Annotated in this window: 22 protein-coding genes; 18 read left to right on the top strand and 4 right to left on the bottom strand. The window is 67.8% G+C overall.

The features are described from left to right. The first annotated feature begins 12 nt into the window (after positions 1-12). The 14 genes from rpsE (at position 13) to truA (ending at position 9,623) form a co-directional block, all read left to right on the top strand. Positions 13-618, top strand: a complete 606-nt coding sequence (gene rpsE, locus ACWCP8_RS03125; protein WP_030977962.1) for a 30S ribosomal protein S5 — start codon at positions 13-15, stop codon at positions 616-618. Then, the gene (rpmD, locus tag ACWCP8_RS03120) at positions 618-800 is read left to right on the top strand and encodes a 50S ribosomal protein L30 (RefSeq protein WP_018550611.1); all 183 of its coding nucleotides are present in this window, start codon (positions 618-620) and stop codon (positions 798-800) included. The genes rpsE and rpmD overlap by 1 nt, the downstream gene beginning before the upstream one ends. A gap of 1 nt (position 801) precedes the next feature. After that, positions 802-1,257, top strand: a complete 456-nt coding sequence (gene rplO, locus ACWCP8_RS03115) for a 50S ribosomal protein L15 (protein ID WP_018550610.1) — start codon at positions 802-804, stop codon at positions 1,255-1,257. 223 nt (positions 1,258-1,480) lie between these two features. Continuing rightward, positions 1,481-2,800: a preprotein translocase subunit SecY gene (gene secY / locus ACWCP8_RS03110; protein WP_030914158.1), complete on the top strand. Its 1,320-nt coding sequence runs from the start codon at positions 1,481-1,483 to the stop codon at positions 2,798-2,800. Next, positions 2,800-3,459, top strand: coding sequence for an adenylate kinase (locus tag ACWCP8_RS03105; protein WP_352265665.1), 660 nt, complete (start codon positions 2,800-2,802; stop codon positions 3,457-3,459). The genes secY and ACWCP8_RS03105 overlap by 1 nt, the downstream gene beginning before the upstream one ends. Positions 3,460-3,597: 138 nt before the next feature. Beyond that, complete coding sequence (gene map / locus ACWCP8_RS03100; RefSeq protein ID WP_093773280.1) at positions 3,598-4,434, top strand: type I methionyl aminopeptidase; 837 nt, start codon at positions 3,598-3,600, stop codon at positions 4,432-4,434. A 291-nt stretch (positions 4,435-4,725) separates the two neighbouring features. Further along, positions 4,726-4,947, top strand: a complete 222-nt coding sequence (gene infA / locus ACWCP8_RS03095) for a translation initiation factor IF-1 (RefSeq protein WP_003956442.1) — start codon at positions 4,726-4,728, stop codon at positions 4,945-4,947. A gap of 60 nt (positions 4,948-5,007) precedes the next feature. Further along, complete coding sequence (rpmJ, locus tag ACWCP8_RS03090) at positions 5,008-5,121, top strand: 50S ribosomal protein L36 (RefSeq protein ID WP_003956441.1); 114 nt, start codon at positions 5,008-5,010, stop codon at positions 5,119-5,121. Between the two features lie 197 nt (positions 5,122-5,318). Next, the gene (rpsM, locus tag ACWCP8_RS03085) at positions 5,319-5,699 is read left to right on the top strand and encodes a 30S ribosomal protein S13 (protein WP_014047799.1); all 381 of its coding nucleotides are present in this window, start codon (positions 5,319-5,321) and stop codon (positions 5,697-5,699) included. Positions 5,700-5,804: 105 nt separating this feature from the next. After that, positions 5,805-6,209 (top strand): 30S ribosomal protein S11, encoded by a 405-nt coding sequence (gene rpsK, locus ACWCP8_RS03080; RefSeq protein ID WP_006376016.1) that lies wholly within the window; start codon positions 5,805-5,807, stop codon positions 6,207-6,209. A gap of 29 nt (positions 6,210-6,238) precedes the next feature. Next, positions 6,239-6,865, top strand: a complete 627-nt coding sequence (gene rpsD, locus ACWCP8_RS03075; protein WP_267002997.1) for a 30S ribosomal protein S4 — start codon at positions 6,239-6,241, stop codon at positions 6,863-6,865. A gap of 109 nt (positions 6,866-6,974) precedes the next feature. Further along, complete coding sequence (locus ACWCP8_RS03070) at positions 6,975-7,997, top strand: DNA-directed RNA polymerase subunit alpha (protein WP_030914177.1); 1,023 nt, start codon at positions 6,975-6,977, stop codon at positions 7,995-7,997. A gap of 180 nt (positions 7,998-8,177) precedes the next feature. Further along, the gene (rplQ, locus tag ACWCP8_RS03065) at positions 8,178-8,681 is read left to right on the top strand and encodes a 50S ribosomal protein L17 (RefSeq protein WP_352267911.1); all 504 of its coding nucleotides are present in this window, start codon (positions 8,178-8,180) and stop codon (positions 8,679-8,681) included. A gap of 87 nt (positions 8,682-8,768) precedes the next feature. Further along, the gene (truA, locus tag ACWCP8_RS03060) at positions 8,769-9,623 is read left to right on the top strand and encodes a tRNA pseudouridine(38-40) synthase TruA (RefSeq protein WP_451113992.1); all 855 of its coding nucleotides are present in this window, start codon (positions 8,769-8,771) and stop codon (positions 9,621-9,623) included. Positions 9,624-9,635: 12 nt separating this feature from the next. Here truA and ACWCP8_RS03055 read toward each other — a convergent pair whose 3' ends face one another. Both ACWCP8_RS03055 and ACWCP8_RS03050 read right to left on the bottom strand, forming a co-directional pair. Further along, positions 9,636-11,531, bottom strand: coding sequence for a hypothetical protein (locus tag ACWCP8_RS03055; RefSeq protein WP_451113991.1), 1,896 nt, complete (start codon positions 11,529-11,531; stop codon positions 9,636-9,638). An 18-nt stretch (positions 11,532-11,549) separates the two neighbouring features. Next, positions 11,550-12,404 (bottom strand): hypothetical protein, encoded by an 855-nt coding sequence (locus ACWCP8_RS03050; RefSeq protein ID WP_451113990.1) that lies wholly within the window; start codon positions 12,402-12,404, stop codon positions 11,550-11,552. A 58-nt stretch (positions 12,405-12,462) separates the two neighbouring features. Here ACWCP8_RS03050 and ACWCP8_RS03045 point away from each other — a divergent pair, with 58 nt between their 5' ends. The 4 genes from ACWCP8_RS03045 (at position 12,463) to glmM (ending at position 16,935) form a co-directional block, all read left to right on the top strand. Continuing rightward, positions 12,463-14,091 (top strand): ABC-F family ATP-binding cassette domain-containing protein, encoded by a 1,629-nt coding sequence (locus tag ACWCP8_RS03045; protein WP_352267925.1) that lies wholly within the window; start codon positions 12,463-12,465, stop codon positions 14,089-14,091. A gap of 227 nt (positions 14,092-14,318) precedes the next feature. Continuing rightward, positions 14,319-14,762: a 50S ribosomal protein L13 gene (rplM, locus tag ACWCP8_RS03040; protein WP_030979660.1), complete on the top strand. Its 444-nt coding sequence runs from the start codon at positions 14,319-14,321 to the stop codon at positions 14,760-14,762. A gap of 44 nt (positions 14,763-14,806) precedes the next feature. Beyond that, entirely contained in the window at positions 14,807-15,334 is a 528-nt protein-coding gene (gene rpsI / locus ACWCP8_RS03035) for a 30S ribosomal protein S9 (RefSeq protein ID WP_037688031.1), read from the top strand. A 239-nt stretch (positions 15,335-15,573) separates the two neighbouring features. Beyond that, positions 15,574-16,935: a phosphoglucosamine mutase gene (gene glmM, locus ACWCP8_RS03030; protein WP_352267906.1), complete on the top strand. Its 1,362-nt coding sequence runs from the start codon at positions 15,574-15,576 to the stop codon at positions 16,933-16,935. A gap of 70 nt (positions 16,936-17,005) precedes the next feature. Here the strand turns inward: glmM and ACWCP8_RS03025 are convergent, their stop codons facing one another. Then, positions 17,006-17,968 carry a DUF389 domain-containing protein gene (locus tag ACWCP8_RS03025; RefSeq protein ID WP_451113989.1) on the bottom strand — a complete coding sequence of 321 codons (963 nt, stop codon included), beginning with the start codon at positions 17,966-17,968 and terminating at the stop codon, positions 17,006-17,008. A gap of 26 nt (positions 17,969-17,994) precedes the next feature. After that, entirely contained in the window at positions 17,995-18,990 is a 996-nt protein-coding gene (gene coaA, locus ACWCP8_RS03020) for a type I pantothenate kinase (protein WP_030914205.1), read from the bottom strand. Between the last annotated feature and the right edge of the window lie 46 nt (positions 18,991-19,036).

Here is a 19,036-nt window from a genome sequence, read left to right as displayed (position 1 = left end):
GAGGTAAATCCAATGGCTGGACCCCAGCGCCGCGGAAGCGGTGCCGGTGGCGGCGAGCGGCGGGACCGGAAGGGCCGTGACGGCGGCGCAGCTGCCGCCGAGAAGACCGCGTACGTTGAGCGCGTTGTCGCGATCAACCGCGTCGCCAAGGTTGTGAAGGGTGGTCGTCGCTTCAGCTTCACCGCGCTGGTCGTGGTGGGCGATGGTGACGGCACCGTCGGTGTCGGTTACGGCAAGGCCAAGGAAGTTCCCGCGGCCATTGCCAAGGGCGTGGAAGAAGCCAAGAAGAACTTCTTCAAGGTTCCGCGCATCCAGGGCACCATCCCTCACCCGATCACGGGCGAGCGGGCCGCGGGTGTCGTGCTGCTGAAGCCGGCTTCCCCCGGTACCGGTGTTATCGCCGGTGGCCCGGTGCGTGCCGTTCTGGAGTGCGCCGGCGTTCACGACATCCTGTCGAAGTCGCTTGGCTCGTCCAACGCGATCAACATCGTGCACGCGACCGTGGCGGCCCTCAAGGGCCTGCAGCGTCCCGAGGAGATCGCGGCTCGCCGTGGTCTGCCCCTCGAGGACGTCGCCCCCGCGGCTCTGCTTCGTGCACGTGCGGGAGCGGGTGCGTAATGGCTCGCCTCAAGATCACGCAGACGAAGTCGTACATCGGCAGCAAGCAGAACCACCGCGACACCCTTCGTTCGCTCGGGCTCAAGCGCCTGCACGACGTGGTTGTCAAGGAGGACCGCCCCGAGTTCCGCGGAATGGTGCACACCGTCCGCCACCTCGTGACGGTTGAGGAGGTCGACTGACATGGCGGAGAACAAGCCGCTGAAGGCCCACGACCTCCGGCCTGCCCCGGGCGCCAAGACCGCCAAGACCCGTGTGGGTCGTGGTGAGGCGTCCAAGGGTAAGACCGCTGGTCGTGGTACCAAGGGCACGAAGGCCCGTTACCAGGTTCCGGAGCGCTTCGAGGGTGGCCAGATGCCCCTCCACATGCGTCTCCCGAAGCTCAAGGGCTTCAAGAACCCGTTCCGCACCGAGTACCAGGTCGTGAACCTGGACAAGCTCGCGACGCTCTACCCCGAGGGTGGAGAGGTCACCGTGGCCGACCTGGTCGCCAAGGGTGCGGTGCGCAACAACCACCTCGTCAAGGTCCTCGGACAGGGCGAGATCTCCGTGGCGCTGCAGGTTTCGGTTGACGCCGTCTCCGGCTCCGCCAAGGAGAAGATTGCCGCCGCCGGCGGCACCGTCACTGAGCTCGTCTGAGACAACTCGGACAACTCGATGGCCTGAACATCCAACCGGGGATGCCTCTTATTTGGGGCATCCCCGGTTGGTCGTTCCTAGGGGGGCATGGTCGCCGGTAAGGTGGCCAGCACTGTTGCTGTGGTAACCCCTGGGCACACGCCCAGGAATCTTTGACTGTTACGTATTCGTCGATCCTCAAGACCGTCACCTCTCGCTCTGCGCGGGGGTCGCAGGAGGCACCGTGCTCACCGCGTTCGCCCGGGCGTTCAAGACGCCCGACCTGCGCAAGAAGCTGCTCTTCACGCTCGGCATCATCGTGCTCTACCGGCTCGGGGCACACATCCCGGTACCGGGAGTGAGCTACGAGAACGTCCAGACCTGTGTTGACCAGGCAAGCAAGGGCAACAACAGCCTCTTCGGCCTGGTGAACATGTTCAGCGGTGGTGCACTGCTGCAGATCACGATCTTCGCGCTCGGCATCATGCCGTACATCACGGCCAGCATCATTCTTCAGTTGCTGACCGTGGTCATTCCCCGACTCGAGGCGCTCAAGAAGGAGGGGCAGTCCGGCCAGGCCAAGATCACGCAGTACACGCGTTATCTGACCGTCGCGCTCGCCATCCTCCAGGGCACCGGCCTGGTGGCCACCGCCACCAGCGGCGCACTGTTCAGCGGCTGCCCGGTCGCCGACCAGATCGTCCCGAACCACTCCATCTTCACGACCATCGTCATGGTGGTCACGATGACTGCGGGCACCGCCGCCGTCATGTGGCTCGGTGAGCTCATCACCGACCGCGGCATCGGCAACGGCATGTCGATCCTGATGTTCATCTCGATCGCCGCCAGCTTCCCCGGCGCCCTGTGGGCCATCAAGCAGAGTGGCAAGCTGGCCGACGGCTGGATCGAGTTCGGCACCGTCATCCTGGTCGGCTTCGTGATGGTGGCCCTCGTGGTCTTCGTCGAGCAGGCCCAGCGTCGGATTCCGGTGCAGTACGCGAAGCGCATGATCGGCCGCAGGTCCTACGGGGGTACGTCCACGTACATCCCGCTGAAGGTGAATCAGGCGGGTGTGATTCCCGTCATCTTCGCTTCTTCGCTGCTCTACATCCCGGCCCTGATCGTCCAGTTCTCCAACTCCACGGCGGGCTGGGCCACATGGATCAAGGACCACTTCGTCAAGGGCGACCACCCGTACTACATCACGGCGTACTTCCTGTTGATCGTCTTCTTCGCCTTCTTCTATGTGGCGATTTCGTTCAACCCCGAGGAAGTCGCCGACAACATGAAGAAGTATGGTGGCTTCATCCCGGGTATCCGGGCTGGTCGACCTACTGCCGAGTACCTGAGCTACGTGCTCAACAGGATTACTTGGCCGGGCTCGCTGTACCTGGGTCTGATCGCTCTGGTGCCGACGATGGCGTTGGCAGGCTTCGGTGGCGCTAACCAGAACTTCCCGTTCGGCGGGACGAGCATCCTCATCATCGTGGGTGTGGGTCTGGAGACCGTGAAGCAGATTGAGAGTCAGCTCCAGCAGCGCAATTACGAAGGGTTCCTCCGCTGATGCGAATCGTCCTCGTCGGGCCGCCCGGTGCCGGCAAGGGAACGCAGGCTGCGTACCTTGCCAAGAACCTGTCGATTCCGCAGATCTCCACGGGCGACCTCTTCCGCGCCAACATCAGCCAGGGCACTGACCTTGGCAAGCAGGCCCGCGCCTACATGGACGCAGGCCAGTTGGTGCCGGACGAGGTCACCATCGGGATGGCCAAGGACCGCATGGCCCAGCCGGACGCCGCGAACGGCTTCCTGCTCGACGGCTTCCCCCGCAATGTGGGACAGGCCGAGGCCCTTGACGCGATGCTCAAGGACGAGGGCGCCAAGCTGGACGCGGTCCTGGACCTGGAGGTCCCCGAGGACGAGGTGGTCAAGCGCATTGCCGGCCGCCGCATCTGCCGGAACGACGGTTCGCACGTCTTCCACGTCACGTACAACCAGCCGAAGACCGAGGGTGTCTGCGACATCTGCGGCGGCGAGCTGTACCAGCGCGACGACGACACGGAGGACACGGTCCGCACCCGGCTCGAGGTCTACCACACGCAGACCGAGCCGATCATCGATTACTACCGGTCCCAGGGCCTGGTGGTCACGATCTCCGCGCTCGGCAAGGTCACGGACGTGACCGACCGTGCGATGGAAGCCCTCAAGAAGTCCGGCGAGGACTGAGGAAACACCCGTAGTAGCTGTACAGCCGGCCGCGGCGTCCTTGGGCGCCGCGGCCGGCTCTGTTTGCGCCGTATCGTGGAGTACGCCGCAGCACCCGTCACCCTTCGATACCCGTCCGATGCAGAGAGGCGCCGCGTAATGGTGCAGATCAAGACCCCCGAGCAGATCGCGAAGATGCGTGAGGCAGGGTTGGTGGTCGCTGCCATTCACGCGGCCACGCGGGAAGCGGCGGTGCCTGGTGCCACCACCCAGGACCTGGACCAGGTCGCGCGCAAGGTGATCGCCGACCACGGTGCGAAGTCGAACTTCCTCGGGTACGGCGGGTTCCCCGCGACCATCTGCACCTCGGTCAACGAGGTCGTCGTCCACGGCATCCCGGACGACAAGACCGTCCTCAAGGACGGCGACATCATCTCCATCGACGCCGGCGCGATCGTCGACGGCTGGCACGGCGACGCCGCGTACACCGCGTTCGTCGGCACCGGTCACGCTCCGGAGCTCATCGAGCTGTCCCGGGTGACCGAGGAGTCCATGTGGGCCGGGATCGCCGCGATGAAGGTGAACAACCGCCTCGTCGACATCTCGAAGGCGATCGAGTCCTACATCCGCCGACAGCCCCGCCCCGCCACCGGCAAGTACGGGATCATCGAGGACTACGGCGGCCACGGCATCGGCACCGAGATGCACATGGACCCGCACCTGCTGAACTATGTCGCGCGCAAGCGCGGCAAGGGCATCAAGCTCGTACCCGGCGTCTGCCTGGCGATCGAGCCGATGGTCTCGCTCGGTACGGCGCAGACCGAGGTGCTCCAGGACGACTGGACGGTCATCACGACGGACGGCACCTGGTCCTCCCACTGGGAGCACTCGATCGCCCTCACCGAGCAGGGCCCCCTGGTCCTGACGGCCCCCGACTGCGGCCGCGCGAAGCTCGCGCAGTACGGCATCGAGGCGGCCCCGGACCCGCTGGGCTGATCACTTACCCGACGGACGGAGTCCGGCGCAGTCCGGCCGAAGCTTGTGAGGCGCTCCGGCGCCGAGCCCGCGAGGGCTGCGTGAGGGAGGGGCCGGCATCGAGGCGGCCCCGGACCCGCCGGGCCGAGAACGCGCGCCCGGGCAGGTCTAAGGATCTACTCTGGTGGGCAAACTTGACGGATTCGTCTTTTGGGGTCCGCTGACGTAGACTGACTCGTCGGCTCTCGTGCATCCGTGTGTCCACATACGGGGCGGAGGGTCGATCAAGGTAGCCGATTCGAAAGGCGAAGCGTGGCCAAGAAGCAAGGTGCCATCGAAATTGAGGGCACCGTGATCGAGTCCCTCCCGAACGCCATGTTCAAGGTGGAACTCCAGAACGGTCACAAGGTCCTCGCGCACATCTCCGGCAAGATGCGGATGCACTACATCCGAATCCTCCCGGACGACCGGGTCGTGGTGGAGCTCTCTCCGTACGACCTGACGCGTGGCCGGATCGTCTACCGATACAAGTAGATCTTGCCCACGCCCTGCCTCGGCAGAGTGGTGGCACTGACCCGGAGAACCTGACATCCCATGAAGGTCAAGCCGAGCGTCAAGAAGATCTGCGACAAGTGCAAGGTGATCCGCCGTCACGGTCGGGTCATGGTCATCTGCGACAACCTGCGCCACAAGCAGCGCCAGGGCTGACGCACGACCCCCTGCATCTCGCAGCACTTCGCGCGACGCACGTAATACGTACATACGCAGAGCCCGTCCAAGCCACGGCTGACGACACCTCCGGCGGGGGCCGGGGACCCGGACGTACCATCTCTCCTTCCACGGAGCGGTCGGCGGTCGGGAGTGGCACTGCGGAAGACCCCCGAAATAACAACTGGAGCCATTGAATGGCACGCGTTTCAGGTGTTGACATCCCGCGCGAAAAGCGCGTGGAGGTTGCCCTCACCTACGTCTTCGGTATCGGGCGCACCCGGTCCAAGGAGATCCTCGCCACCACCGGCGTGAACCCGAACACCCGCGTTCGTGACCTGGCCGAAGAGGACCTGGTCAAGATCCGCGAGTACGTGGACGCCAACCTCCGCACCGAGGGTGACCTTCGCCGCGAGATCCAGGGCGACATCCGCCGCAAGATCGAGATCGGCTGCTACCAGGGCATCCGCCACCGTCGTGGTCTGCCGGTCCACGGCCAGCGCACCAGCACGAACGCCCGTACCCGCAAGGGCCCGCGTCGCGCGATCGCCGGTAAGAAGAAGCCGGGCAAGAAGTAGTCCTCAGCGGACGTACTGCGGCAGTCCGGATCCCCGGGCCGTTGCAGCATCCAGCGGTCTTCGCTGTAGGACCGATCACCTCCCCTCTCCATCTGGAGTCAAGACATGCCCCCCAAGGGTCGTCAGGGCGCAGCCAAGAAGGTGCGTCGCAAGGAAAAGAAGAACGTCGCTCACGGCCACGCGCACATCAAGAGCACGTTCAACAACACGATCGTCTCGATCACGGACCCCGCGGGCAACGTGATCTCCTGGGCCTCCGCCGGCCACGTCGGCTTCAAGGGCTCGCGTAAGTCCACTCCCTTCGCCGCGCAGATGGCCGCCGAGTCGGCCGCCCGCCGCGCGCAGGAGCACGGCATGCGCAAGGTGGACGTCTTCGTGAAGGGTCCGGGCTCCGGCCGCGAGACCGCGATCCGCTCCCTCCAGGCCACGGGCCTCGAGGTCGGTTCGATCCAGGACGTCACCCCCACTCCGCACAACGGATGCCGGCCGCCCAAGCGCCGTCGCGTCTGACGCACTGAAGCAACGGAGACAACTGGAAAATGGCGCGATACACCGGGGCCGACTGCAAGCGTTGCCGTCGGGAGAAGCAGAAGCTGTTCCTTAAGGGCAGCAAGTGCGAGAGCGCGAAGTGCCCGATCGAGATCCGTCCTTACCCCCCGGGTGAGCACGGACGCGGGCGCACCAAGGACAGCGAGTACCTTCTTCAGCTTCGTGAGAAGCAGAAGTGCTCGCGGATCTACGGTGTCCTTGAAAAGCAGTTCGTGAACTACTACAAGGAAGCGAACAAGAAGTCCGGCAAGACCGGTGAGAACCTTCTGCGCATCCTTGAGACCCGCCTCGACAACGTGGTCTACCGGGCCGGCTTCGCCAAGTCCCGCGACCACGCCCGTCAGCTGGTGCGTCACGGACACATCACCGTGAACGGCACGAAGACCGACATTCCGTCGGCCCGCGTCGCCGCGAACGACGTCATCGAGGTTCGTCAGAAGTCCAAGGCCCTGACCCCCTTCCAGGTGGCCCAGGCCGAGGCCGGCGAGCGCACCGTTCCGGCATGGCTCGAAGCCGTGCCGTCGACGATGCGGATCCTCGTGCACTCCCTGCCCGAGCGCCAGGTGATCGATACCCAGGTGCAGGAGCAGCTGATCGTCGAGCTCTACTCCAAGTAGAAGAGCTCGTGGGTCCGGGCGGTACGGCTCTTTCGGGTCGTGCCGCCCGTACCCTTGTCAGTATCTGGGGGCGTCAAATAGTGGGCGCCCACGACTGAAGGATCGAAGCATGCTTATCGCTCAGCGTCCCTCGCTGACCGAAGAGGTCGTTGACGAGTTCCGCTCCCGGTTCGTGATCGAGCCGCTGGAGCCGGGCTTCGGCTACACCCTCGGTAACTCTCTCCGCCGTACGCTCCTCTCCTCGATCCCCGGCGCTGCTGTCACCAGCATCCGGATCGACGGTGTCCTGCACGAGTTCACCACCGTGCCGGGCGTCAAGGAGGACGTCACCGACCTCATCCTCAACATCAAGCAGCTGGTCGTCTCCTCGGAGCACGACGAGCCGGTCGTGATGTACCTGCGCAAGCAGGGTCCCGGCCTGGTCACCGCTGCTGACATCGCCCCGCCGGCCGGTGTCGAGGTCCACAACCCGGACCTGGTCCTGGCCACGCTGAACAGCAAGGGCAAGCTGGAGATGGAGCTGACCGTCGAGCGCGGTCGCGGCTACGTCTCCGCCGTCCAGAACAAGCAGGCGGGCCAGGAGATCGGCCGTATCCCGGTCGACTCCATCTACTCGCCGGTGCTCAAGGTCACGTACAAGGTCGAGGCGACCCGTGTCGAGCAGCGCACCGACTTCGACAAGCTGATCGTCGACGTCGAGACCAAGCAGGCCATGCGTCCCCGTGACGCCATGGCGTCGGCCGGTAAGACCCTGGTCGAGCTGTTCGGTCTGGCGCGCGAGCTCAACATCGATGCCGAGGGCATCGACATGGGCCCGTCCCCGACGGACGCCGCGCTCGCCGCCGATCTGGCGCTGCCGATCGAGGAGCTCGAGCTCACGGTCCGTTCGTACAACTGCCTCAAGCGTGAGGGCATCCACTCCGTGGGTGAGCTCGTCGCTCGTTCCGAGGCCGACCTGCTCGACATCCGCAACTTCGGTGCGAAGTCGATCGACGAGGTCAAGGCGAAGCTGGCCGGTATGGGCCTGGCGCTCAAGGACAGCCCGCCCGGATTCGACCCGACCGCCGCTGCCGACGCCTTCGGCGCCGACGACGACGCGGACGCGGGCTTCGTCGAGACCGAGCAGTACTAGTACGCCTCCGGCCGGGGTGCCTGGATTTCCGGGCACCCCGGACCGGGGTGAGGCTCCGGCCTCGATCGCCGGACGGGCTCGATGAGCCCCGACGGCCCATGGTCTTCCGTGGGGCGGCCGCTTCACGGGAACTGACACCGGTACCTGATACGGCCGGTGCAGCACACAAGGAGATACACCATGCCGCGTCCCGCAAAGGGTGCCCGTCTGGGCGGCAGCGCCGCGCACGAGCGTCTGCTTCTCGCGAACCTCGCGAAGTCGCTGTTCGAGCACGGCCGCATCACGACGACCGAGGCCAAGGCCCGCCGCCTGCGTCCGGTCGCCGAGCGTCTGATCACCAAGGCGAAGAAGGGCGACATCCACAACCGTCGCCTGGTTCTGCAGACGATCACGGACAAGGGCATCGTGCACACGCTCTTCACCGAGATCGCCCCGCGCTACGAGAACCGCCCCGGTGGTTACACGCGCATCACCAAGATCGGCAACCGTCGTGGCGACAACGCCCCGATGGCCGTCATCGAGCTGGTCGAGGCGCTGACCGTGGCGCAGCAGGCCACCGGTGAGGCCGAGGCCGCGACGAAGCGTGCGGTCAAGGAAGACTCCCTCAAGAAGGACGCGGCCCCGGCCGAGTCCGCCGAGGTCGTCGAGGACGCCGCTCCGGCGGAGGAGTCCAAGGACGCCTGAGCGTTCTGAGACCACTGGACGGGCCCGCACCACCCTTCGGGGCGGTGCGGGCCCGTTCCGTATGTTCAGGCTTGAGAGGATCGTTGGGTGAGTGACGAAGTAGAGCCCGGGTTCGTGCGGGTACGGCTGGACCTTGCGTACGACGGCAAGGATTTTTCCGGCTGGGCGAAGCAGACCGCCCGGCGCACGGTGCAGGGGGAGATCGAGGACGCGCTGAGGACCGTGACGCGGTCGTCGCGGACGTACGACCTGACGGTCGCCGGGCGCACCGACGCCGGGGTGCACGCCCGTGGGCAGGTCGCGCATGTCGATCTGCCGACCGAGGTGTGGGCCGAGCACGGCGGGCTGCTCCTGCGGCGGATGGCCGGGCGGATGGCACCCGACGTACGGATCTGGCGGGTGGCCGAGGCCCCGGTGGGATTCAACGCGCGCTTCTCCGCGTTGTGGCGGCGTTACGCGTACCGGATCTCCGACCGGCCCGGTGGGGCCGATCCATTGACGCGTGGTCATGTGCTCTGGCACGACCGGCCGTTGGATGTGGACGCGATGAACGCGGCGGCGGTCCGGATGCTCGGGGAGCACGACTTCGCCGCGTACTGCAAGAAGCGCGAGGGCGCGACGACCATCCGTACGCTGCAGAGGCTGAGTTGGGTACGGGACGCGGAGTCCGGGGTCGTCACCGGGGCCGTGCAGGCCGATGCCTTCTGCCACAACATGGTGCGTGCGCTGGTGGGGGCGATGCTGTTCGTGGGTGACGGGCGCCGGCCCGACCCGTGGCCCGCCCGGGTGCTGGCTGCCGGGGTGCGGGATCCGGGAGTGCATGTGGTGCGGCCGCACGGGCTGACGCTGGAGGAAGTCGCCTACCCGGCCGATGAGTTGCTGGCCGCGCGCAACAAGGAGGCGCGCAATGTGCGGTCGCTGCCGGGACGCGGGTGCTGCTGAGGCGGACCGGGCTCAGCGGGGAATCTTCCCCGCGTGTGCCCGCCGTCGGCGCCACGCCCCCGTCAGCTGTCCCGCCAGGAACAGTGCGGTGAGCGTCGACAGCGTCGACCGGACCGGGCCGATGTCCGGGGTCCACCAGGCGTAGGCCGAGGCCGCCGTGAACAGCAGCAGGCCCAGGACCCGCAGCAGCCACCAGCGGGCCGGGCGGGGTTCGTAGGTGCCGGGGGCCGGCGGGTGGCTGCCGTCCTCCGTCGCCATCGTGTCGCGCATCCCGGCGAGCAGTCCGCGGCGGGTGAGGACCCGGGCGCCGGGGAGGGTGTCCAGGATCTCCGGGCGGGTGCCGAAGTCCGCGGGGAGCGGGGGGAGGGCGAGGGCGGCCAGCAGGTCGGACTGGTGCCGGGGCGGGTTGCCGGTGGAGCGGAGGATGTGGCTCAGGGGGCGCGGGTCCGCGACGGCGAAGAGCCGGGACAGGGTGGCGGCCGTGGCGGTGACCGTGGCGTGGTCCGGAGCCGGGGACGTGGTGTTCCACTCGTGCGCTGCCAGCGGTCTGCCCTTGTGGAACACGGTGAAGCCGCAGCGTTCGGGGGCGCGGCGCAGGACCAGTGTCGGCCACTTCTCACCGGTGGTGAAGTTGTCGGCCGCCGTGGTCAGCCGGTCCTCCGTGGACAGGACCGAGCGTTTGGCCGGCTTGAGGTCGGGGACGGCCTCGATGTATGTGTGCGTCGCCGACGCCGGGGCCGTACGCAGGGAGATGCCGCACATCAGCGCGGCCTGCGCCACGTCCTCCGGGCGGGCGGCCGCTATCGCGAGCGCGCAGGGGGCGTCTGCCGTCCAGCCGGTGGCCGGCACGGAGTGGGGGTGCGAGGGACGGGCGAAGAACGGCGTCCTGGTCGCCACATGGATACGGACGCCCGAGCGGGTTTCGAGGAACTCCTGGCGCGGGTCGTCGCCGAAGTACGCCCAGGGGTATTTGGTGGCGGCGGTACCGATGGCGCGGAACGTGTCCAGGGTGTCGTGCCAGCGGTCCTGGCGCAGCAGCATCAGGGCCAGCTGGTTGCGGAAGCCGGCGGCCTCGCGGCTGCCCGGGACGTATTCGGCGGAGAGGGCCAGGGCGCGGGTGACGGCGGCTGCCACGCGGGGCGCGAACGGGTCGGGGCCGGCGGGGGTGGTCGTCGGGCCGGTGGTGAGGACCTCGTATTCCAGCGCCGCCGACAGGGGCAGGGCGTGCAGCTTCGAGCCGGGCGGGGCCGTGTCGGCCGCGCTCTCGGCGAAGGCGAACATCTTCTCGTGTGAGCCGTGCCACTTCGCGCACAGGTACTGCAGGGCCGCGGAGTGGCACCCGTAGTGGTGCGGATCGCGAGCGGTGGCCTCGGCCCAGTAGTCGTCGAAGACGGCACGCGGGGCCTGGCTGCCGAGTGCGTGGGTGAGGGCGATGCGCCAGGGGACCGGGTCGGCGGGGTTGAGCTCGGCCGCCGCGCCGATTACCGGGGCCGCGTCCTCCAGGAGCGCGAAGAAGGCCTGGAACTGGTCGCGCGAGACATGCTGGGCGCGGGCCGCTGTACGTATCTCCCAGGCCTGGTCGATGCAGAGTTCGGCCTTGACCAGGGCCGCGTCCGGGTCCCCGGGCGCCCCGTCCAGCCACGCGTCCAGCCAGCCGGGGTTGTGCAGCGCGGCCTCGGCGAGACGCGTCACGTACCCGTCCCTCAGCTCCCATTGGGCGTGCACGCGGGTCGCGGCCAGGAGGTCACGGGCGGGTCCGTGGTCGCCCGCGGCGGCCGCCGCCAGTGCCGCACGCAGCGGCGCGTCCGGCGGGTCGACGACCACGGCCTCGTCCGGCGGCAGGTCCGCGCCGATCGTGGCGCTGTGGCGCAGTACCCGGGGGAGCGTGAGCAGGAAGGGAAGGCGCACGACGTCTTCGGGACCGGATCAGCCGGTCGACGCGGTGGCCGCGGCGGAGGCCTGGACCTCGCCGCGGTGGCGTATCTGACGGAACGTGAAGTTCCGCAGGTCGTCGCCGACGGTGAAGACGTTCTTGTCGGCCTTGGAGACGTTCTTGCCGTTCGTGAAGCCGCCGATGGTGAAGTAGGCGTAGCGGCCGTACCAGTTGGTGGTACGACGGCAGATCGAACCACCCCGGCAGAACGTCGGCACGCCCGCGCCGCTCAGCGACGCCAGGCCCCCTGACGCCTGCTGCGCCGACTTCTTCGCCTGCGCCTCCGTCTCGAAGACCGCGACACCGACGGTCACGGCGACCCCTGCCCTGCTGTATGTGGCACGGATGACCTGGTCGCAACCGTTGTTCATGAGGATCGAGCCGAGTGCGCCCTGCGTGGTCGCCGCGCAGTTCGTGGTGCGGTGCGTGGTGCCCTTGGCGTACACGCGGTCGCCCATCGTCAGCTTCTTGCCCGGGTAGAAGGAGTCGATGGTGAGCGGCGCCTTGTCCTTCTTCACGTCGGAGACGTAGTCCTTCGGGTCCGGCGGGGGTGGAGGCGCCACCGTGGAGAAGGACGGCTCGGGCTCGGCCGAGTCGGTCGGCAGATCGGCGGGTCCCGGCAGTTGGCTCGCGTTCGTGTCCGAGCCGGTGGAGCCGCCGTTGTTGTTGGTCGAGATGACGGCTGTGGCGACGATTGCCGCGACCGCGGCGGTGGCGAGCGCGCCGCCGCCGATCAGCAGCCATTTCTTACGACGGCTCCGCGCGGCGGACGCCTCGGCCAGCGCCGCCCAGTCCGGAGTCTGATTGCCCCCGGGCCCCCAGGAGGGCCCCCCTTGCCCAAAGCTCATGCCGCGAATCCTAGACGGAACGTAAACCGGTTGGGCCAGGGCTTCGCGGGCCGTGACAATGCTGTGCATGGGACATCTTGAAGCGGGCCATCTGGAGTACTACCTACCGGACGGGCGGGTGCTGCTCGGCGATGCTTCGTTCCGGGTCGCGGACGGGGCCGTCGTCGCACTCGTCGGGGCGAACGGCGCAGGAAAGACGACGCTGCTGCGACTCCTGTCCGGGGAGCTCCAGCCGCACGGCGGCACCGTGTCGGTGAGCGGCGGACTCGGGGTGATGCCGCAGTTCGTGGGCTCGGTCCGGGACGACCGTACGGTCAGGGATCTGCTCGTCTCCGTCGCCCAGCCGCGCATCCGTGAGGCCGCGCAGGCGGTCGACAGGGCCGAGGAGCTGATCCTCACCGTCGACGACGAGGCCGCGCAGATGAAGTACGCGCAGGCCCTCAGTGACTGGGCGGAGGCCCGCGGATACGAGGCCGAGACCGTCTGGGACATGTGCACCATGGCCGCGCTCGGTGTTCCGTACGAGAAGGCGCAGTGGCGTGAGCTGCGGACGCTCAGTGGGGGTGAGCAGAAGCGGCTCGTGCTGGAGGCGCTGCTGCGCGGTCCGGACGAGGTGCTGCTCCTCGACGAGCCGGACAACTATCTCGACGTCCCCGGCAAGCGGTGGCTGGAGTCGAAGCTCAAGGAGACGCGGAAGACGGTGCTCTTCGTCTCCCACGACCGGGAGCTGCTGTCCCGGGCCGCCGAGAAGATCGTCAGCGTGGAGCCCAGCCCGGCGGGCAGCGATGTGTGGGTGCACGGCGCCGGCTTCGATACGTACCACCAGGCCCGCAAGGACCGGTTCGCGCGGTTCGAGGAACTGCTGCGGCGCTGGGAGGAGGAGCACGCCCGGCTGAAGGCGCTGGTCCACCGGCTGCGGCAGCAGGCGGCGATCAGCCCCGACATGGCGTCGCGCTACCGGGCCATGCAGACCCGCTTCAAGAAGTTCGAGGACGCGGGGCCGCCGCCGGAGCCGCCGCGCGAGCAGGACATCAGGATGCGGCTGCGCGGTGGCAGGACCGGTGTGCGGGCCGTGACCTGCAAGGGGCTCGAACTGACCGGGCTGATGAAACCGTTCGACCTGGAGATCTTCTACGGGGAACGGGTCGCCGTCCTCGGCTCGAACGGGTCGGGCAAGTCACACTTCCTGCGGCTGCTGGCCGGGGAGCCGGTGGCGCACACGGGCGAGTGGAAGCTCGGCGCACGGGTCGTGGCCGGGCACTTCGCGCAGACGCACGCCCATCCGGAGCTGTTGGGGCACACGCTCGTCGAGATCCTGTGGACCGAGCACGCGAAGGACCGGGGCGGGGCCATGTCGGTACTGCGCCGGTACGAGCTGGAGCGGCAGGGGGACCAGCCCTTCGAGAAGCTGTCCGGCGGGCAGCAGGCGCGGTTCCAGATCCTGCTGCTGGAGCTGGCGGGTACCACTGCGCTACTGCTGGACGAGCCGACGGACAACCTGGACCTGGAGTCGGCGGAGGCGCTGCAGGACGGTCTCGAGGCGTACGACGGGACCGTGATGGCCGTCACGCACGACCGGTGGTTCGCGAAGTCGTTCGACCGCTATCTGGTGTTCGGGTCGGACGGGGTGGTGCGGGAGACCGTGGAGCCGGTCTGGGACGAGCGCAGGGTCGAGCGGGAGCGGTAGGGCCGGCGCGTTTTGACCCGTCCCGGGCGGGGCGGGTACTGTCGGGGGTTGTTATACGTATCGGCTTCGTCGTTCTCACGCGAAGAGCCCTTACGTAGGTTCTCTGGAGCAGTTACCAGTGGCTCGCATACGGACAGCGTTCCCGGCATTGTGGGCCCCAGCTGCATGATCGCTTCAGGGGTGCCATGTGTCTGGACCTCATCCACTGAAGAAGCGAAGGCTACGAAGTGCGTACGTACAGCCCCAAGCCCGGCGATGTCACTCGCCAGTGGCACATCATCGACGCCGAGGACATCGTCCTGGGTCGTCTGGCCACCACGGCTGCGAACCTCCTCCGAGGCAAGCACAAGGCGATTTACGCCCCCCACATGGACATGGGCGACTTCGTCATCATCATCAACGCCGAGAAGGTTCACCTCTCCGGCAACAAGAAGACCCAGAAGATGGCGTACCGCCACTCCGGGTTCCCGGGTGGTCTGCGCTCCGTGCGCTACGACGAGCTGCTCTCCAAGAACCCGGAGAAGGCCATCGAGAAGGCCATCAAGGGCATGATCCCCAAGAACACCCTGGGCCGTCAGATGCTCTCGAAGCTCAAGGTCTACGCGGGCGACCAGCACCCGCACGCTGCTCAGCAGCCGGTCCCGTTCGAGATCACCCAGGTCGCGCAGTAGTTCCGGCCTCCCCCTAAGACATAAAGAAAGATCTGAGGAGAATCGTGGCCGAGACCACTGTTGAGAACCCCATCGAGGGCACCGAGGGCGAAGAGGTTTTTGCCGAGGTGACCACCTTCGAGTCCGAGGTTCCCGTCGAGGGCGAGTACACCAGCGAGTCGCTGGCGTCCCGCTTCGGCGAACCGCAGCCCGCCGCCGGCCTTGGCCGTCGGAAGAACGCCATTGCCCGCGTCCGGATCGTTCCGGGCACCGGCAAGTGGAAGATCAACGGTCGCACCCTTGAGGACTACTTCCCCAACAAGGTGCACCAGCAGGAAGTCAACGAGCCCTTCAAGGTGCTCGAGCTCGACAACCGCTACGACGTCATCGCCCGCATCTCGGGTGGCGGCGTCTCGGGTCAGGCCGGTGCCCTGCGCCTCGGTGTCGCCCGTGCGCTGAACGAGGCGGACGTGGACAACAACCGCGCCCCGCTGAAGAAGGCCGGCTTCCTCTCCCGCGACGACCGTGCGGTCGAGCGCAAGAAGGCCGGTCTCAAGAAGGCCCGTAAGGCCCCGCAGTACAGCAAGCGCTAATCCGCCTGCTCAGCTGCTTTACACGTTCGCCCCGGCGGCACTTCTCGTGCCTCCGGGGCGTTCGTCTATAGACGCCATCGGGCGTATAACGGCATAAGGCGTTCATAGGCCCGCCCTGGTCGGCATCACTCTTCGCGTCGCCACGCTTCTCGCCTTGCGTCTTGCCCTCAGTCGTTTTGACTTGTGATGGCTTGTTTTGTTTTTGCGGTTCGGTTTCGGAGCATCTTCGGAGGACACCAGTGGGACGACTCTTCGGCACGGACGGTGTACGCGGTGTCGCCAATGCGGATCTGACGGCCGAGCTCGCGCTCGGCCTGTCGGTCGCTGCGGCGCATGTGCTTGCTGAGACGGGCACCCTCGACGGAGGGCGGCGGCCGACAGCCGTGGTGGGCCGCGACCCACGTGCGTCCGGAGAGTTCCTGGAGGCCGCTGTCGTGGCCGGTCTGGCGAGCGCGGGCGTGGACGTCCTGCGCGTCGGTGTGCTGCCCACCCCCGCGGTGGCGTACCTCACCGGCGCGCTGGGCGCCGACCTCGGCGTGATGCTCTCCGCCAGCCACAACGCCATGCCGGACAACGGGGTCAAGTTCATCGCCCGTGGTGGTCACAAGCTCTCCGACGAGCTCGAGGACCGGATCGAGACGCTGTACGAGCAGCACCGCACCGGTGCGCCGTGGAAGCGTCCGACCGGTGCCGGTGTGGGCCGTGTCACGGAGTACGCAGAGGGCTTCGACCGGTATGTGGCGCACCTCGTCGCGGTCCTGCCGAACCGGCTCGACGGGCTGAAGATCGTCCTCGACGAGGCGCATGGCGCGGCCGCCCGGGTCTCGCCCGAGGCCTTCGCACGGGCCGGCGCCGAGGTGATCACGATCGGTGCGGCCCCGGACGGTCTGAACATCAACGCCGGCTGCGGTTCCACCCATCTGGACCTGCTGAAGGCCGCCGTCGTCGAGCACGGCGCCGACTTCGGTATCGCGCACGACGGCGACGCCGACCGCTGCCTCGCGGTGGACGCCTCGGGTGAGGAGGTCGACGGCGACCAGATCCTGGCCGTGCTCGCCCTCGCCATGCGCGAGGCCGGACAGCTGCGAAAGGACACCGTGGTCGGCACGGTCATGTCCAACCTCGGCTTCAAGATCGCCATGGAGCGCGAGGGCATACACGTCGTCCAGACCGCCGTCGGCGACCGGTACGTACTGGAGTCGATGAAGGCCGAGGGCTTCGCGCTGGGCGGCGAGCAGTCCGGCCATGTCATCGTCCTCGACCACGCCACGACCGGTGACGGCACGCTGACCGGTCTGCTGCTGGCGGCCCGGGTCGTCGCCACCGGCCGTACGCTCGCCGAGCTCGCCGGCGTCATGCAGCGGCTTCCGCAGATCCTGATCAACGTCCCGGACGTCGACAAGTCCCGGGTGGAGACGTCGGCGGAGCTGGCGGCCGCGATCGACGAGGCGGAGCGCGAGCTGGGTGACACCGGCCGCGTACTGCTGCGCCAGTCGGGTACCGAGCCGCTGGTGCGGGTCATGGTCGAGGCGGCCGACATCGAGCAGGCGCGGTCGGTGGCCGGACGGCTGGCCGATGTGGTGAAGTCCGCGCTCGGGTAGCGCGTCGTCCTGCTGTTGCCGAACGCCGGAGGGGCCCGATGCGCGCATCGGGCCCCTCCGGCGCTTCTTCTCAGGCCTGGCCGGCGCTCCTCGAGGCCGCGGCGGCGGTCCGGCGGCGGTGGGCTGCCCACAGCGCCCTCTGGAGCAGCAGCGTCAGTGTCCCCGCGAGCACGATCCCGGCGAGGTTCGCCATCAGCTGGCCCACCGAGCCCCACATCTGCCCGTAGTCCCGGTAGCTGAACGCCACCGCCGCATTGGCCGCGGCCGGCACGGTCGTCACCGAGATCGCGACGCCGATCAGCGCCCCGGACTTCGTCGAGGTGAGGGAGAGTGTCCCGGCGATGCCCGCCAGGAACGCCACCACGAACGACATCCAGTCCGGCTTCCAGATGAACGCCGTGTTGGGCCGGGCCGCCTCGATCATCGCCTCCGTGAACAGCCCGAAGGCGTTCATCATCCAGGCGAATCCGACCGTCACCGCTATCGCGACGGCGAACCCGGCGATCAGCGTCCACAGCGAACGCCACGCCAGACGCGGGGCACGCTGCACCAGCGCCGTGGAGATGCCGGCCAGCGGTCCGAACTCCGGACCCACCGCCATCGCGCCCACGATCAGGATCGCGTTGTCGAGCATCACACCGCAGGCGGCGAGCATCGTCGCGACCGAGAGAAATGCCGCATAGGTGATGCTGAACGTCGACTCCTCGTGGGTCGCGTCCGTCAGCTTCTCCCACAGCACGGCGTCCACGCCCTCGCCCGGAGCGTCCTCCTTGGCCCGGTCGGCGAGGGCTGAGAGCGTCAGGTCCGAGTGCTCGACGGTGATCGAGCCGGACTCGTCGATACCGAGTGTGCGCAGGGCGTTGATCAGCTCGTCGCCCGCCTCGCGCGCCACATCGAACAGCACCACATCGCCCGCCGGGTCACGGGCGGCCGCGGGCAGCACCACCAGATGCGTGGTGCCGACAGCGTGGTCGACGAGATGCAGCACCTCGTCCGTGCGGTCGGCGGGGACGATCAGGCGCAGGTGCAGCACGCGGGTACTCCCGGGAGGTCGGAGTCTCAGAGTTTGCGCAGTGACAGACGTTGGACCTTGTGATCCGGGCCCTTGCGCAGCACCAGGGTGGCACGGCCCCGGGTGGGGGCCACATTTTCCAGCAGATTGGGCTTGTTGATGGTCCGCCACATTGTGCGGGCGTACTCCATGGCCTCCTCCTCGGAGACCTGTGTGTACTTACGGAAGTACGAGAACGGGTTCTGGAACGCGGTCTCGCGCAGCTTGCGGAAGCGGTTGAGATACCAGGTCTCGATGTCCTCGGCCCGCGCGTCCACGTACACACTGAAGTCGAAGTAGTCGGCGAGCCCGACCCTGGTGCGGCCGTCCTTGCCGGGCAGCGCGGGCTGCAGCACGTTGAGGCCCTCGACGATCAGGATGTCCGGGCGGCGTACGGTGAGCCGCTCGCCCGGCACGATGTCGTAGATCAGGTGCGAGTAGACGGGCGCCGTCACCTCGTCCTTGCCGGCCTTGATGTCGGCGACGAAACGGGTCAGGGCGCGTCGGTCGTACGACTCCGGGAACCCTTTGCGCGACATCAGCCCGCGCGCCTGGAGCTCCTTCATCGGCAGCAGGAACCCGTCCGTGGTCACCAGCTCGACCCGGGGGTGCTCGGGCCAGCGGGCCAGCAGCGCCTGGAGGATACGGGCGCTGGTGGACTTGCCGACGGCGACACTGCCCGCGACCCCTATGACGAAAGGAGTGCCGCGCTGCGCGCCGTGGCCGTTGCCCGCGTCCCCGAGGAAGGTGTTGAGGGCGCCGCGCAGGCCGGAGGTGGCCTGGACGTAGAGGTTCAGGAGCCGGGAGAGCGGCAGGTAGACGTCCCGCACCTCGTCGAGGTCGATGACGTCCCCGAGCCCGCGCAGCTGCTCGACCTCGGCGGCGGTCAGCGGCAGCGGGGTCTTGTCGCGCAGGGCACTCCATTCGGCACGCGACAGGTCGACGTACGGCGTCGAAGCGTGCTCGGCGCGTCGCTGGGTGCTCCGTGGCGGCGAAGTGATCACGAGTTCATTGTTGCGGGAGTTTTACCGGAGTGGGGGGTGGGGTCGG

The sequence above is a fragment of the Streptomyces sp. NPDC002206 genome (assembly GCF_053593595.1).
This window is presented reverse-complemented; position numbering and strand designations above follow the sequence as displayed.